Below are 14,688 nucleotides of genomic sequence, written 5' to 3'. Positions count from 1 at the left end.
CGGTGCGCTAGTTTCGACCCCGAACCCCGTCTCGTGGATCCACCTAAAAGAATCCGTCAAAGGAGCAGAACCGACGTGAGCGCAAGTCCACTCAAGGTCGCCGTCACCGGTGCCGCCGGCCAGATCGGCTACAGCCTGTTGTTCCGCCTGGCCAGTGGCTCGCTGCTGGGCCCGGACCGCCCGATCGAGCTGCGTCTGCTCGAGATCGAGCCCGCGTTGAAGGCGCTCGAGGGCGTGGTGATGGAACTCGACGACTGCGCCTTCCCGCTGCTGGCCGGGGTGGAGATCGGCGCCGACGCGAACAAGATCTTCGACGGCGTGAACCTGGCGCTGCTGGTCGGCGCCCGTCCCCGCGGCCCGGGCATGGAGCGCAGTGACCTGCTGGAGGCCAACGGGGCGATCTTCACCGCGCAGGGCAAGGCCCTCAACGAGGTGGCCGCCGACGACGTCCGCATCGGCGTGACCGGCAACCCGGCCAACACCAACGCGCTGATCGCGCTGAGCAACGCCCCCGACATCCCCAAGGAGCGGTTCTCCGCGCTGACCCGCCTGGACCACAACCGGGCGATCAGCCAGTTGGCCCGCAAGACCGGCGCCAAGGTCACCGACATCAAGAAGATGACCATCTGGGGCAACCACTCGGCCACTCAGTACCCCGACATCTTCCACGCCGAGGTGGGCGGCAAGAACGCTGCCGAGGTGGTCAACGACCAGGACTGGATCGAGAACGACTTCATCCCGACCGTCGCCAAGCGCGGGGCGGCGATCATCGACGCGCGCGGTGCCTCCTCGGCCGCCTCTGCCGCGTCGGCCACCGTCGACGCCGCCCGGTCCTGGCTGCTGGGCAGCCCGGACGGCGACTGGGTGTCGATGGCGGTGTACTCAGACGGCTCCTACGGCGTGCCGGAAGGAATCGTGTCGTCGTTCCCGGTGACCACCAAAGACGGCAACTGGTCCATCGTGCAGGGGCTGGAGATCGACGACTTCTCCCGCAGCCGCATCGACAAGACCACCGCCGAACTCGTCGACGAGCGCAGCGCCGTCACAGAGCTGAAGCTGATCTAGAAGCGAATTAGGTCTACTAATCAGTAGTCAGTACCCTGGGGCCGTGTCGGAAACGCTTGAAAGCCCCCGGGTCGACATCACTGACGACGAGATCTTCGCGGCACACGAAGGCGGCAAGCTTTCGGTGGGCCTGACCTCGCCGCTCGACACCCAGCGCGCGCTGTCGCTGGCCTACACCCCGGGCGTGGCACAGGTCAGCCGCGCGATTGCCACCGACCGCACCCTGGCCGCGCGGTACACCTGGGCCAACCGGCTGGTCGCCGTCGTCAGCGACGGCAGCGCGGTGCTGGGGCTCGGTGACATCGGCGCTGCGGCGTCGCTGCCGGTGATGGAAGGCAAGTGCGCGCTGTTCAAGGAGTTCGGCGGCCTCAACGCGATCCCCATCGTGCTGGAAACCAAGGATCCCGACGAGATCGTCGAAACGCTGATCCGGCTGCGGCCCACCTTCGGTGCGGTCAACCTCGAGGACATCTCGGCGCCGCGCTGCTTCGAAATCGAGCGACGCGTCATCGAGGCGCTGGACTGCCCGGTGATGCACGACGACCAGCACGGCACGGCGATCGTCGCGCTCGCCGCACTGATGGGTGCCACCAAGGTGCTCGGCCGGGACATGTCCTCGGTCCGGGTGGTGGTCTCCGGGGCTGGCGCGGCGGGTGTCGCATGCACGAATCTCCTTCTGGCCATGGGGGTTTCGGATATCACGGTGCTCGATTCGCGGGGCATCGTGCACAGCGGCCGCGACGACATGAACAGCGTCAAAAACGAGCTGGCCCGGCGCACCAACCCGGCCGGCCGCACCGGCGGACTCGTCGAGGCGCTCGACGGCGCCGACGTCTTTCTCGGCGTGTCCGGCGGACTGGTGCCCGAACAGCTGATCGCCACCATGGCACCGGATGCGATCGTGTTCGCGCTGTCCAATCCCGACCCCGAGATCCACCCCGATGTCGCGGCCAAGTACGCGGCCGTGGTGGCCACCGGGCGCAGCGACTTCCCGAACCAGATCAACAACGTGCTGGCCTTCCCGGGCATTTTCCGCGGCGCCCTGGACGTCGGAGCGCGCCGCATCACCCAGCAGATGATGGTGGCCGCCGCCGCGGCGATTCACGCGGTGGCCAGCGAGGACCTCGCGCTCGACCGCATCGTGCCGAGCCCGCTGGACCGCCGTGTCGGGGATGCGGTGGCCGCCGCGGTGGCGCTGGCCGCCGACTTCTCCGACTAGGGGTGAGCGTCGGTCGGCCGGCCGCGCTGCTGCTGGCCCTGGTGCTCGCTCTGGCCGGGTGTTCGCGCAGCACTGGGAATCGGGACCTGGTGGTTGGCTCCCGACCTGACGGCGACGCCAAAATTCTTGCTGCTCTTTATGTTTCGGCGCTGAGGTCCTATGGCTTTGCCGCGCACAGCGAAACCGCCGAGGACCCGATGGCCAAGCTGGATGCGGGGGCTTTCACCATCGTCCCCGGTTACACCGGCAGGGTGTTGCAGACGCTGCAGCCCGGGGCCGCCGGACAACCCGGCCCGGCGGCCCACCCGGGTGCCGCGGATCGGTCCGACGACTCGCCCAACGCGGACGGCCCCGTCTACCGCGCGCTGAACGCGGCCCTGCCCGAAGGGATTGCGGCGGGCGACTACGCCACCGCGGCCGAGGACAAACCCGTGCTGATCGTCACCGGCTCCACCGCCGCGGCGTGGGGCGGCAACGATCTGAGCCTGGTGCCGGGCCGGTGCGCCGAGTTGCGGGTCGGCAGTGTGGCCGGCCGTCGGCCCCCGGTCAATGTGGGTTCGTGCCGGCTGTCCGCCACGCGTGAATTCGCCGATGACGCAACGATGTTCGCGGCCCTGCGATCAGGTGAGCTGACCGCGGCCTGGGCCACCACCGCTGACCCGGCCATCCCAGCGGACGTGGTCTCGCTGGCCGACAACAAACCCGCACTGATCCAGGCGGAGAACGTCGTGCCGCTCTACCGGCGCAACGTGCTGAGCACCCGGCAACTGCTGGCCATCAACGAGATCGCCGGCGTGCTGGACACCGAAGCCCTGGCCGAGATGCGCCGCAAGGTGGCTACCGGCGCCGACCCGCAGGTGGTGGCGGATGCGTGGCTGGGGGAGCATCCGCTGGGGCGCTGATGCGTTACTTGCCCAGGGTGTCGGGATCTTCGTCCTCGTCGCCCAGCGGCAGCCCTTGCGCGGTGGGCGTCGCCGGCGCGAGAACTTCTTCTTCGACGGGGTCGGTTCCTGGTTGCGGGGATGTCATGACGGTTCGTATACCCATTGAGTCCGCTTCTAGTACGGCTGGTGCAGCGCCGAGTCAGGGCTTAGGCAGAATTCGGCCGGTCACCAACTCCACGATCCGCTGGTAACCGGGACCGGCGACCCGGACCATCAGATCCAGCACGACTGCGTCGGGACCCACCAGCACGCGCGCTTTGTTCTTGCGCACCGCAGCCAGGATGATCTTGGCCGCCCGCTGCGGGCTGGTGTTGGCCAGCCGCTTGTCGAACAGCTGGGCCAGCTCGTCACGGTCCAGCCCCTCGGCGACGGTGGCGTTGCGAGCGATCGCAGTCTTGATGCCGCCCGGGTGCACCGTCGTGACGCCCACCGGGTGACCGTGCAGCCGCATCTCCTGGCGCAGTGCCTCGGTGTAGCCGCGAACCGCGAACTTGGCCGAGTTGTAGGCGGAGTAGCCCGGCACCGAGAACAAGCCGAACACGCTGGAGATGTTGACGACGTGTCCGTCGCCGGAGGCGATCAGATGGGGGAGAAAGGCTTTGGTGCCGTTCACCACCCCCCAGAAGTCGACGTCCATGACCCGCTCGATGTCTTTGAACTGCTCGACCTCGACGTCACCGGTGTGGCCGATGCCGGCGTTGTTGTAGATCTGGTTCACCTTGCCGAAGTGGTCCTTGACCTCGTCGGCGTAGAGCAGGAAGCGTTCGCGTTCGGTGACGTCGAGGCGATCCGCCTTGACCTGCACCCCGATCGCCTTGAGCTGCTCCTCGGTCTGGGCCAGCCCCTCGGCGTCGACGTCGCAGATCGCCACGCTGGCGCCCGAACGGCCCAGCTCCAGGGCGAGTGCCTGCCCGATGCCCGAACCCGCGCCGGTCACCACGGCTACTTTTCCGGCGAATCCCTGCATGAGCGTGCTCCCCTCGTGTTGGCCCGGGCTCGAGGCTAGCGGTACCGCCGGTCCGGGGATCTGCAGGGGCGTTCATTCTGCGCTGGCGGTGGGCTCTACTCGAACTTTCGCGCCCTCGGCGCAGAGTGAACCTTGGACGCCGCACCCCGCTGCGCGGCGCGCATCGTCGTCAGGCGGGGCCTGATTGCCTGACTCCTCCGCACCCCGCTGCGCGGCGCGCATCGTCGTCAGGCGGGGTCCGACTGCCTGACTCCTCCGCACCCCGCTGCGCGGCGCGCATCGTCGTCAGGCGAAAGCGGAGTCGAGGATCTCTTGTTGCTCCACCGCGTGCACCTTCGACGAACCCGACGACGGCGCCGACATCGCGCGGCGCGACACCCGCTTGATCCCAGCCAGCAGATCGGGCAGCACCTCGGGCAACGTCAGCCCCAGCGACGGCCACGCACCCTGATTGGCTGGCTCCTCCTGCACCCAGAAGAATTCCTTGGCGTTCTCGTAGCGGTGCAGCGTCTCGGCCAGCCGGCGCCGGGGCAGCGGCGCGAGCTGTTCGATGCGGACGATCGCGATGTCGTCGCGGTTGTCCTTGGCCTTGCGGGCGGCCAGTTCGTAGTAGAGCTTGCCGCAGGTCAGCAGAATCCGAGTGACCTTGCCGCGGTCGCCAATGCCCTCTTCGTAGGTGGGCTCTTCCAGCACCGAGCGGAACGTCATCTCGGTGAAATCCCGAAGGTCGCTGACCGCGGCCTTGTTGCGCAACATCGACTTCGGCGTGAACACGATCAGCGGCCGCATCACCCCGTCCATCGCGTGCCGACGCAACAGGTGGAAGTAGTTCGCCGGTGTGGACGGCACCGCGATCGTCATCGAGCCTTCCGCCCACAGCTGCAGGAAGCGTTCGATGCGGCCGGACGTGTGGTCGGGGCCCTGCCCTTCGTGGCCGTGCGGCAGCAGCAGCACCACGGTCGACAGCTGGCCCCATTTGGCTTCGCCGGAGCTGATGAACTCGTCGATGATCGACTGCGCGCCGTTGACGAAGTCGCCGAACTGCGCCTCCCACAGCACCACCGCGTCCGGGTTGACGGTGTTTGTTAGCCGAAAAGCAACACCAGCAGACCAGGTACTCCGACCGGGGTGTTCCAGCAGTAGCAGTTTAAAACCGTAATGAGGATGAGAAGGTCCGCGGCGGGTGTCTTTCTGACAGCCGCACCAGTTGGTCCAACTACCAGTGTTGCGACCACGATCACCAGCAGTTCACCGAAGGCCCAGTCGACCTTGCCCTCGTAGGCCATTTCGCGGCGCTTGTCCAGCACCGGCTGCACCCGCGGGTGCGTGGTGAAACCTTCCGGGACGGCCAGGAAGGCGTCGCCGATGCGGGCCAGCAGCGCCTTGTCCACCGAAGTGTCCAGGCCGGCCGGGAGCATCTGGTGGGATTCCACCGACTCGCTGGGTTGGGCGCCGTGTTTCTCCAGCTCGCGGACCTCGTTGAAGACCCGCTCGAGCTGACCCTGGTAGTCGCGCAGGGCGTCCTCGGCCTCTTTGAGGGAGATGTCGCCGCGGCCGATCAGGGCTTCGGTGTAGCTCTTGCGGACGCCGCGCTTGTTGTCCACGACGTCGTACATGTAGGGGTTGGTCATCGACGGGTCGTCGCCCTCGTTGTGGCCGCGGCGCCGGTAGCAGAGCATGTCGATGATGACGTCTTTGTGGAACCGCTGCCGGAAATCGACCGCCAGCTGCGCCACCCACACGCACGCCTCGGGGTCGTCGCCGTTGACGTGGAAGATCGGGGCACCGATCATCTTCGCCACGTCGGTGCAGTACTCACTGGATCGCGAGTATTCCGGCGCGGTGGTGAAGCCGATCTGGTTGTTGACGATGATGTGGATGGTGCCGCCCACCCGGTAGCCGGGTAGGTGCGCCAGGTTCAGCGTCTCGGCGACCACGCCCTGGCCCGCGAACGCCGCGTCGCCGTGCAGCATCATCGGCACCACCGAGAACGCCTTCTCGGTGTCGGTGTCCTCCGAGCCGTGGTTCAGCAGGTCCTGCTTGGCCCGCACCAGGCCCTCCAGCACCGGGTCGACGGCCTCCAGGTGCGACGGGTTGGCGGTCAGCGACACCTGAATGTCGTTGTCGCCGAACATCTGCAGGTACACCCCGGTGGCACCGAGGTGGTACTTGACGTCGCCGGAGCCGTGCGCCTGCGACGGGTTCAGGTTGCCCTCGAACTCGGTGAAGATCTGCGAATACGGCTTGCCGACGATGTTTGCCAGCACGTTGAGCCGGCCGCGGTGCGGCATGCCGATCACCACTTCGTCCAGACCGTGCTCGGCGCACTGGTCGATCGCCGCGTCCATCATCGGGATCACGCTCTCGGCGCCTTCCAGCGAGAATCGTTTCTGCCCAACGTATTTGGTCTGCAAGAACGTCTCGAACGCCTCGGCCGCGTTGAGCCGGCTCAGGATGTATTTCTGTTGCGCCACGGTGGGTTTGACGTGCTTGGTCTCGACCCGCTGTTCCAGCCAGCGTTGCTGTTCGGGATCCAGGATGTGGGTGTACTCCACGCCGATGTGGCGGCAGTACGCGTCGCGCAGCAACCCGAGCACGTCGCGCAGTTTCTTGTACTCGGCGCCGGCGAAGCCGCTGACCTTGAACACCCGGTCGAGGTCCCACAGCGTCAGGCCGTGATTGAGGATCTCCAGGTCAGGGTGGCTCCGAAACCGGGTGGTGTCCAGCCGCAGCGGGTCGATGTCGGCCATCAGATGACCGCGATTACGGTATGCCGCAATCAATTCCATCACCCGTGCGTTCTTGTCGACGATCGAGTCCGGGTTGTCGGTGCTCCACCGAATCGGCAGATACGGGATGCCCAACTCGCGGAAGATCTCGTCCCAGAAGGCATCCGAGAGCAGCATCTCGTGAATCGCACGCAGGAAGTCGCCGGACTCGGCGCCCTGGATGATGCGGTGGTCGTAGGTGGAGGTCAGCGTGATCAGCTTGCCGATACCCAGTTCGGCGATCCGCTCGGCGCTGGCGCCCTGGAACTCCGCGGGGTATTCCATCGCGCCCACACCGATGATCGCGCCCTGGCCGGCCATCAACCGCGGCACCGAGTGCACCGTTCCGATGGTCCCCGGATTGGTCAGCGAAATCGTCACGCCGCCAAAGTCTTCGGCGGTCAGTTTGCCGTCGCGGGCACGCCGCACGATGTCCTCGTAGGCGGACACGAACTCGGCGAACCGCAGTTCTTCGCAGCGCTTGATGCCGGCCACCACCAGGGCGCGCTTGCCGTCCTTGCCCTGCAGGTCGATCGCCAGCCCCAGATTGGTGTGCGCCGGGGTGACGGCATTGGGCTTGCCGTCGATTTCGGCGTAGTGCCGGTTCATGTTCGGGAACTGCTTGATCGCCTGAACCAGCGCATAGCCCAGCAGGTGGGTGAACGAGATCTTGCCGCCGCGGGTCCGCTTGAGCTGGTTGTTGATGACGATCCGGTTGTCGATCAGCAGCTTGGCGGGGATGGCCCGGACGCTGGTCGCCGTCGGTACGTCCAGCGACGCCGACATGTTCTTGACGACCGCCGCGGCGGCGCCGCGCAGCACCTGGACGTCCTCACCCTCCCCGGGCTGGGGGCCGGTCGCCTTCGACTTGGCCGGCTCGGCCGCCGTGGTTTCCGTCTTGGTCGGCGCGCCGTTGCCCGCGGCCGCGGTGCTCTTGGCCGGTTCCACGGCAGGCTTGGCCGGGGGTACCGGCTTGCTCCCGCGGGGACCGGGGTTTGGTCGCGGCGGGCTTGGCCGCCGGGGCCGGCTTGGTCTCGGCAGCGGCGTCGTGCGTCGACTCGGGGTTGTAGTCGACCAGGAACTCGTGCCAGCTGGGGTCCACCGACGAGGGGTCGTCGCGGAACTTGCGGTACATCTCCTCGACCAGCCACTCGTTTTGCCCGAATGGTGAACTTATGTTGGCCACGGCCGCTGTTCGCCTCGATTCTTTTTCTCGCGTGAGTCCTGCGTCACCCTGGCGGGTTGAAGGTCCCGACCGACCCAGTAAAGGCTATCGCTTCGGCCGTGATTAGCCAGCGAGACCGGGGCGCCCGTCAGCCGGCATCCCGCACCGGCGGCAGTAGGTGCAAGGTGACCGGCCACCGTGCCGGAGCTGGGCCGAAAGCGGATTGCGCATTGCGGACCAACTTCTTGCCGATCATCCGGTTGCCGATCGCGCCGATGATCGCCCCGATGCCCACCGGCATCAGCTTGCCGAACATCAGTGCCCCGCGCTTGAGCGCGAACCGCTTGACGAAGTACTTGAACATCCGTGTGTTCAGCTTCGAGATGGCCGGCAGGGGCAGCGAGGCCACGCTTTCGGAGACCCAGGCGCCTTTGGTGCGGCCGCCGCCGATCAGGTCGGCCACCGCCGACTTACTGTTCTCGCCGACCAACACCGCCAGCACCAGCGCCCGGCGCCGTTCCCGATGGTCGAGCGGGATGCCGTACACCGAAGCCACTGCCAGCACGAACAGGGCGGTGGCCTCAAGGAAGACCGCGGTCTCTCCGGCGGCCGCCGACAGCGCGGCCAGCGTGCCGATACCGGGGAATGTCGCGGTCGCTCCGACCGCAGCGCCGCTGGCCGTCACCACCGACAGGAACCGCTTTTCCAGCTTGCCGACGATCTCGGCGGGGTCGGCGCCGGGATAGGTGCGACGCAACCGCGACACGTACGCATCGGCAGCCGGGCCCTGGATGTGCGAGCTGCGTTCGAGCACCTGTGCCAGGGCGCGGGTTGACGCCTTGGGCCGGCCTCCGGTATCTCCCTCGCCGGCAGCTCGCTGGTCCGGGGCCGATTTGTTTCGTCGAAAGCTCATGGTGCCTCTCTCGGGAAGGGCCTCTCCCCAGGCTAGCGTCCGGGCGGCCGGACGCGGTTCGGGCAGCAAACCTGCACATGTTCCACTGGGGAACGCGGCAGGCACTTCGAGGTGTTCCCGGGCGGGCGGGAAGGGCGGCGGGGGCGGCGGGCAGCGCGGCGGCAACCGGGAGGGAATAATGCGGGCTGGATTCGAAACGAGGTGCGCAACATGAGCACGGCGACCGGTCGGGAGCATGCGGGCAGCTTGTCCGCGAACCCCTGGGCGGCGCTGTGGGCGATGATGCTCGGCTTTTTCATGATCATGGTCGACTCGACCATCGTCGCCGTCGCGAACCCGACAATTATGAAGGCCCTGCAGATCGGGTACGGCACCGTCGTGTGGGTGACCAGCGCCTACCTGCTGGGCTATGCGGTGGTGCTGCTGGTCGCCGGGCGGCTGGGCGACCGGTTCGGCCCGAAAAATCTGTACCTGGTCGGGTTGGTGATCTTCACCGTCGCCTCGGTGTGGTGCGGTCTGGCCGGCTCCGCGGCGATGCTTATCACGGCCCGGATGGTGCAGGGGGTCGGCGCCGGGATCCTCACCCCACAGACGTTGTCGACGATCACCCGGATCTTCCCCGCGCACCGGCGCGGCGCCGCGATGAGCATGTGGGGCGCCACCGCCGGCGTCGCCAGCCTGATCGGGCCGCTGGTCGGCGGCTTACTGGTGGACAGTCTGGGCTGGCAGTGGATCTTCTTCGTCAACGTGCCGGTCGGCGTGATCGCGGTGGCGCTGGCGGTCTGGCTGGTTCCGGTGCTGCCGATCCGCGACCAGCGCTTCGACCTGATCGGCGTCGCGTTGTCGGGGGCGGGCATGTTTCTGCTGGTCTTCGGTCTGCAGGAAGGCCAATCCGCCCATTGGGCGCCGTGGATCTGGGCGGTGCTGGTCGCCGGCGTCGGGTTCATGACCGCCTTCGTCTACTGGCAGTCCATCAATCGCCACGCGCCGCTGGTGCCGCTGAGCATCTTTGGTGACCGCGACTTCAGCCTCAGCAACATCGGCGTGGCGATCATCTCGTTCGCGTCCACCGCGATGATGCTGCCGCTGACCTTCTATGCGCAGCTGGTGTGCGGGTTGTCGCCGACCCGTTCGGCGCTGCTGATCGCGCCGGTGGCCATCGCCAGCGGTGTGCTGGCGCCCATCGTCGGCACGTTCATCGACCGGACCCACCCGGTGCCGCTGCTGGGTTTCGGCTTCTCGGCGCTGGCGATCTCGCTGACCTGGATCTCGATCGAGTTGAATCCGGCCACACCGATCTGGCGGTTGGTGCTTCCGTTCATAGTGCTGGGGGTGGCGAACGCGTTCATCTGGTCACCGTTGGCAGCGACCGCCACCCGAAACCTGCCGCATGAGCAGGCCGGCGCCGGCTCGGGCGCCTACAACGCCACCCGGCAGCTCGGCGCGGTGTTGGGCAGCGCCGGCATGGCTGCGTTCATGACCTCACGGATCGGCGCGGAACTGCCCGGCTCGGGCGGTGCGGCACATCCAACAGGAGATGAGGGGTTACAGCTGCCGGAATTCCTGCGGGGGCCGTTCGCGGCGGCGATGTCGCAGTCGATGCTGCTACCGGCGTTCATCGCGTTGTTCGGCGTCGTCGCGTCGCTGTTTCTGGTCGGGGCGGCGCAGGGCTGGCGTCGGGGGCGGGCGACGACCGGCGGGGTTTTGGGGCGGGTGACGACACCGGCGAACCAGAATTCGACCCCGGACTCGACTGATGACGCGTATGTCGAGTACGTGCTGTGCCGTGAACCCGACCCCGAACCCCGGCCTACCGCAGTGCGACCCGCGCCGCCCATCGAGACGCGCCGGTCCGTGGTCGAGCCACGGCGTCCCGTCGAGCCGAGGCTTTCCGGCGAGCCGAGGCATCCCGGCGAGCCAAGGCGTGTCGGGCCAGGGCATATCGAGCCAAGGCAGCCCGGCGAGCCGTGGCGTGCTGCGCCGGCCGCCGGCCCCCGGCCTGGTGTGCCCGGCGGCGGCGCCCCGCACGGGCCGCAGGTCGGTGTGCGGCAACGGGTGCCGTTCCGGCGCGGCGAAACGGCTCCACCACGCCGGCCCGGGGGCCCCGGGGCGTCCTAGCTAGGCACTGGCCGGACACGCCTAGTCCGCGTGCGTCAACGCCAGGAACGCACCCAGCTCGAGCAGGCCGGCCGGGGTGGCGGGAAGGTAGCGGGTCAGCTGTTCGGAGCGCACGATCACGGCCGCGTACTGCGCTCGGCTGATTGCCACGTTGAGCCGATTACGGTTGAGCAGGAACGAGATTCCGCGTGGTACTTCCTCGATCGAGGACGCCGTCATCGAGATGAACACGATCGGCGCCTGACCGCCCTGGAATTTGTCGACGGTACCGACCCGCACCCGGTCGAGCCCGACGGCGGCCAGCTCATGTCTGATCAGCGTCACTTGCGCGTTGTAGGGCGCGAGCACCATCACGTCGGCGGGGTCCAGCGGGCGGGTGGCGTGTCCGTCGGACCATGCATTGCCGATCAACTTCTGGATCGCGGCCCGGATCGCCGCCGCTTCCTCTGGGCTGTCGATCGAATTGCCTTGGTGCGCAACGGGAAGCACCTGGACGCCGGGGCGGAATCCGGCCAGCCGGCGTGCGGTGGTGTGCTCGGAATGGGAGTGCAGCCGGCCCTCGTACGACAGCTTCGAGACGGCCGCGCACACCTCCGGATGCATCCGGTAGGACAGGTCGAGGAAGTATCCGCGCTCGTCGGGCAGGGTGCGCTGGCCGTCGACGAGCCAGTCCAGTGCGGACACGTCGACCGGTTCCGGGTGGGTGCCCTGACTGACCTGCGGCAGCTGTTGGGGGTCGCCGAGCAGGAGCAGGTTGGCCGCCGCCGGCGCCACGGCGATGGTGTTGGCCAGACAGAACTGTCCAGCCTCGTCGATCACCAGCAGGTCGAGGCTACCCGGCGGCACCCGGTTCGCATTGGCGAAATCCCAGGCGGTGCCGCCCAGCACACAGCCCGCATTGTCGGCGATGAACGCCGGGTAGGCGCTGTTGTCGATCTGCTGCCAGCGTTTGGGGCTGCCGTCGTGGCGCTTCTTGGCGATTCGGGTCGGGTCCAGGCCGGCGTCGATCACACAGTCCAGCAGATTCTCCACCGCCGCGTGTGACTGCGCGACCACGCCGACGCGCCACGAGTGGTCCGTGACCAGTGTGTTGATCACCTGGGCGCCGGTGTGCGTCTTGCCGGTGCCGGGTGGTCCATGCACGGCCAGGTAGGACGAGTCCAGGCTCAGTGTCGCGGCGGTGATGTCGGCGACGGTATCGCCGGTGCGGGGCAGCGCGCCCGGTGTGCGCGGTGGGCGCCGCAGCAGCACGTCGGTGATCGCCGTGCGAGGCAGCTCCGGCAACCCCGAAGCCACTGCCTGCGCCGTGGACTCGATCGATTCCCGCAGCGCCGTCGTCGGCACCGGCGGGCCCGGGGTGAGCGCGAACGGCACCTGGTCGAAAGGGTGGCCGTCGCTGCCGGTTCGCTCCAACAGAAGGACCGTGGTGGGCAGCGTCGGATCGTCGACCTCGATGACTTCGGCGTGCGCCGCGGCACGACGATCCGGGTCGTCGGTCATGCCGGGCGGGGCCGGTGGGTCCAGAACGCACCCTGCGAGTGGAGTTCGCCGCGCGCAAGTTCACCGGTCAGCTTCAGGCGCCGTTGCGGCTTGCGGGCCCGGGGCGGGGTGTTCCAATCGACGGCGACCGTTGTGTTGTCGATCACGAAAACGTCTGTGCTGTCCGACCATTCGTCGATCGGATAGTTCAGGCGGTCGAAATGCGACCACCAGAACGGCTTGTCCTCGCGCTGGTGGTAGCCGCGCGCCGCCGCCACCAGGGCCACCGCCGTCTGCTCCGGGGTGCGGTCGTCGGCCGCGGCGTCGCCGGTGAACTTCGCGAGCTTCGACGCCAGCTCATCATGGTCCTTGATGGTGTCCTGGTTGGTAACCGGTTGGGTTCCGGCTGGGGTGACTCCGGCTTCCCAGGCCCGGATCAGCAACCAATCGCGCAGGTTGCGGGTGGACACACAGTCGTAGTGGTTGTAGTCCTCGATCTCCTTGAGCACCGTGGCGGCCTCGCCGGCGTGACCCTGCGAGAGCAACTCGCAGTACCGGGCGTAGCCGGTGATCGAGTCGGCGGCGGTGGTGACGTCCCCGGACCGCAGCTGCGCACCCATGTACAGCGGCTCCAGCGCCTTGAGGCTGACCGACTCCGCGCCCACCCGAATGCTCTTGCGCACCAACGGATACAGGTCGACCAGCACACCGTTGCGCAGCAGATCGTCCACCTCGTCCTCGCCGACGCCGTAGCGCCCGGCCAGTCGCAGCAGCGCGGTTCGCTCGTAGGGCGCGTAGTGGTAGATGTGCATGTTGGGGCGGCGTTTGCGGCGCTTGGCCACCATGGCCAGGAACTGTTTGAGAGCTTCACGCTCGTCAGCCCGGTTGTGCGCCCAGAGCGGCTGAAAAGCGCCCGTCGGACCCGCTTCCAACACGCCGAAGAGGTATTCCAGGCCCCAGTTCGTTCCGTCGGCAGTCCACAGCGGGTCACCTTCGAAATCGAAGAACAAGTCACCCGGGTCGGGCTCCGGCAATAAAGCCAGCGGTTGCGGGTTCACCATCTCGAACTGCGGAGTACCGGTATTGCGTTGCAGCAGTTGAATTTTGGCTTGCGCGGACAACGTGCTCAGTGAGCTGGGGGACAGCCCGGCCACCGGACCGCCCGTGTTGGCCAGCTCGCCGATGGTGGTAATGCCCGCGCCGATCAGCTTCTCGCGCTGGCTGACCCGCATCCCGGCGACCAGCAGCAGATCGTCGCGGTCTCGCAGCTGCTCAGCGCACAGCGTGCACCTCAGGCAGGCCTGCACGCCTTCGTCTTCCCAGTCCACCGCCCGGCCGGCGGCGTGATGGGCGTCCAGCAACTCCTGCAGATGGGCGCGCTGAGACCGGTAGACCGGGATGAGGTCGTCGACCGGGTAAGGCACCACCGTGCCGTCACCGAGAATCAGCTCGGCATGCTCGGTCACCGGGACACCGGCCGACGTCAGGGCGTCGGCGTAGGCCGCCAGCTGCAGCAGCGCGCTGACCTTTGGGGAACGGGCCAGCTTGGTGTCGGTGACCCGGTACCGCTCGCCGTCACGGATCAGGAAATCGGCGAACCCGACGAAGCGCCCGTCGTACATCGCCGCCTGGTACACCACCGGGGCGCCGTCGGTGACTGCCCGCATGGTGGCCGCCGCGGCGGCAGTCAACCCGGCATCGGTGTACGCGGGCCGGCCGATGACGGCCACTTCGTCGCCGTAGTTGGTGCGCAACTGCCCGAACATGCGGCGTTCGTGCTCGTTGCCCAGCACCGCCGCTCGCACGAGCAGGTCGTCCTCCGCGGCGACGGCGGGTCCCCAACCCAACCGCGCGTCGAAGTCACGCAGCAGCGCGTACTCGCAGTGCGCGGCGGACGCGAGATCCGAAGCGCTGTAGACGATCCTGTTGCCGGTGACGAACACAGCCGCAACTGTAGGTCAGGGGTACGACAGGCGTGGCCGGCTCTTCTGTTCGCTGCAGCTAGCCGCGACGACCGCGAGCATCGAGGGTCTGAAAATCCCGCGGTGCA

General features: G+C 67.7%; 7 protein-coding genes and 2 pseudogenes. 4 read left to right on the top strand and 5 right to left on the bottom strand.

What is annotated here, in order from left to right; genetic code table 11:
• Positions 1 to 75 precede the first annotated feature (75 nt).
• From L6444_RS23065 to L6444_RS23055, 3 genes are read left to right on the top strand one after another with little or no spacing between them, the layout of a single operon-like run.
• Positions 76 to 1,065: a malate dehydrogenase gene (locus L6444_RS23065; RefSeq protein ID WP_236977479.1), complete on the top strand. Its 990-nt coding sequence runs from the start codon at positions 76 to 78 to the stop codon at positions 1,063 to 1,065.
• Between the two features lie 43 nt (positions 1,066 to 1,108).
• Entirely contained in the window at positions 1,109 to 2,284 is a 1,176-nt protein-coding gene (locus tag L6444_RS23060; protein WP_236977478.1) for an NAD(P)-dependent malic enzyme, read from the top strand.
• 2 nt (positions 2,285 to 2,286) lie between these two features.
• Positions 2,287 to 3,186, top strand: coding sequence for a glycine betaine ABC transporter substrate-binding protein (locus tag L6444_RS23055; protein ID WP_236977477.1), 900 nt, complete (start codon positions 2,287 to 2,289; stop codon positions 3,184 to 3,186).
• Positions 3,187 to 3,190: 4 nt separating this feature from the next.
• Here L6444_RS23055 and L6444_RS30260 read toward each other — a convergent pair whose 3' ends face one another.
• The 4 genes and pseudogenes from L6444_RS30260 to L6444_RS23040 all read right to left on the bottom strand — a co-directional run bounded on the left by L6444_RS30260 (position 3,191) and on the right by L6444_RS23040 (position 9,041).
• The gene (locus L6444_RS30260) at positions 3,191 to 3,313 is read right to left on the bottom strand and encodes a hypothetical protein (RefSeq protein WP_255730890.1); all 123 of its coding nucleotides are present in this window, start codon (positions 3,311 to 3,313) and stop codon (positions 3,191 to 3,193) included.
• 54 nt (positions 3,314 to 3,367) lie between these two features.
• Complete coding sequence (locus L6444_RS23050; protein WP_236977476.1) at positions 3,368 to 4,195, bottom strand: SDR family NAD(P)-dependent oxidoreductase; 828 nt, start codon at positions 4,193 to 4,195, stop codon at positions 3,368 to 3,370.
• A 285-nt stretch (positions 4,196 to 4,480) separates the two neighbouring features.
• Positions 4,481 to 8,149, bottom strand: a pseudogene (locus tag L6444_RS23045) (multifunctional oxoglutarate decarboxylase/oxoglutarate dehydrogenase thiamine pyrophosphate-binding subunit/dihydrolipoyllysine-residue succinyltransferase subunit).
• A gap of 127 nt (positions 8,150 to 8,276) precedes the next feature.
• A complete protein-coding gene (locus L6444_RS23040; RefSeq protein ID WP_236977475.1) occupies positions 8,277 to 9,041 on the bottom strand; it encodes a hypothetical protein in 765 nt (254 codons plus the stop codon).
• Between the two features lie 210 nt (positions 9,042 to 9,251).
• On the opposite strand from L6444_RS23040, the gene L6444_RS23035 reads away from it, so the two are divergent.
• On the top strand, positions 9,252 to 11,159 hold the full coding sequence (locus L6444_RS23035; protein WP_236977474.1) for an MFS transporter: 1,908 nt from the start codon (positions 9,252 to 9,254) through the stop codon (positions 11,157 to 11,159).
• Positions 11,160 to 11,180: 21 nt separating this feature from the next.
• On the opposite strand, the pseudogene L6444_RS23030 reads toward L6444_RS23035, so the two are convergent.
• A pseudogene (locus tag L6444_RS23030) lies at positions 11,181 to 14,581 on the bottom strand (TM0106 family RecB-like putative nuclease).
• Positions 14,582 to 14,688 lie beyond the last annotated feature (107 nt).

It is taken from the genome of Mycobacterium kiyosense (assembly GCA_021654635.1).
In the GTDB taxonomy this organism is placed as follows: Bacteria; Actinomycetota; Actinomycetes; order Mycobacteriales; family Mycobacteriaceae; genus Mycobacterium; species Mycobacterium kiyosense.
Note: the sequence above shows the minus strand (reverse complement) of the source record. Positions and strands in the feature narration are given on the sequence as shown.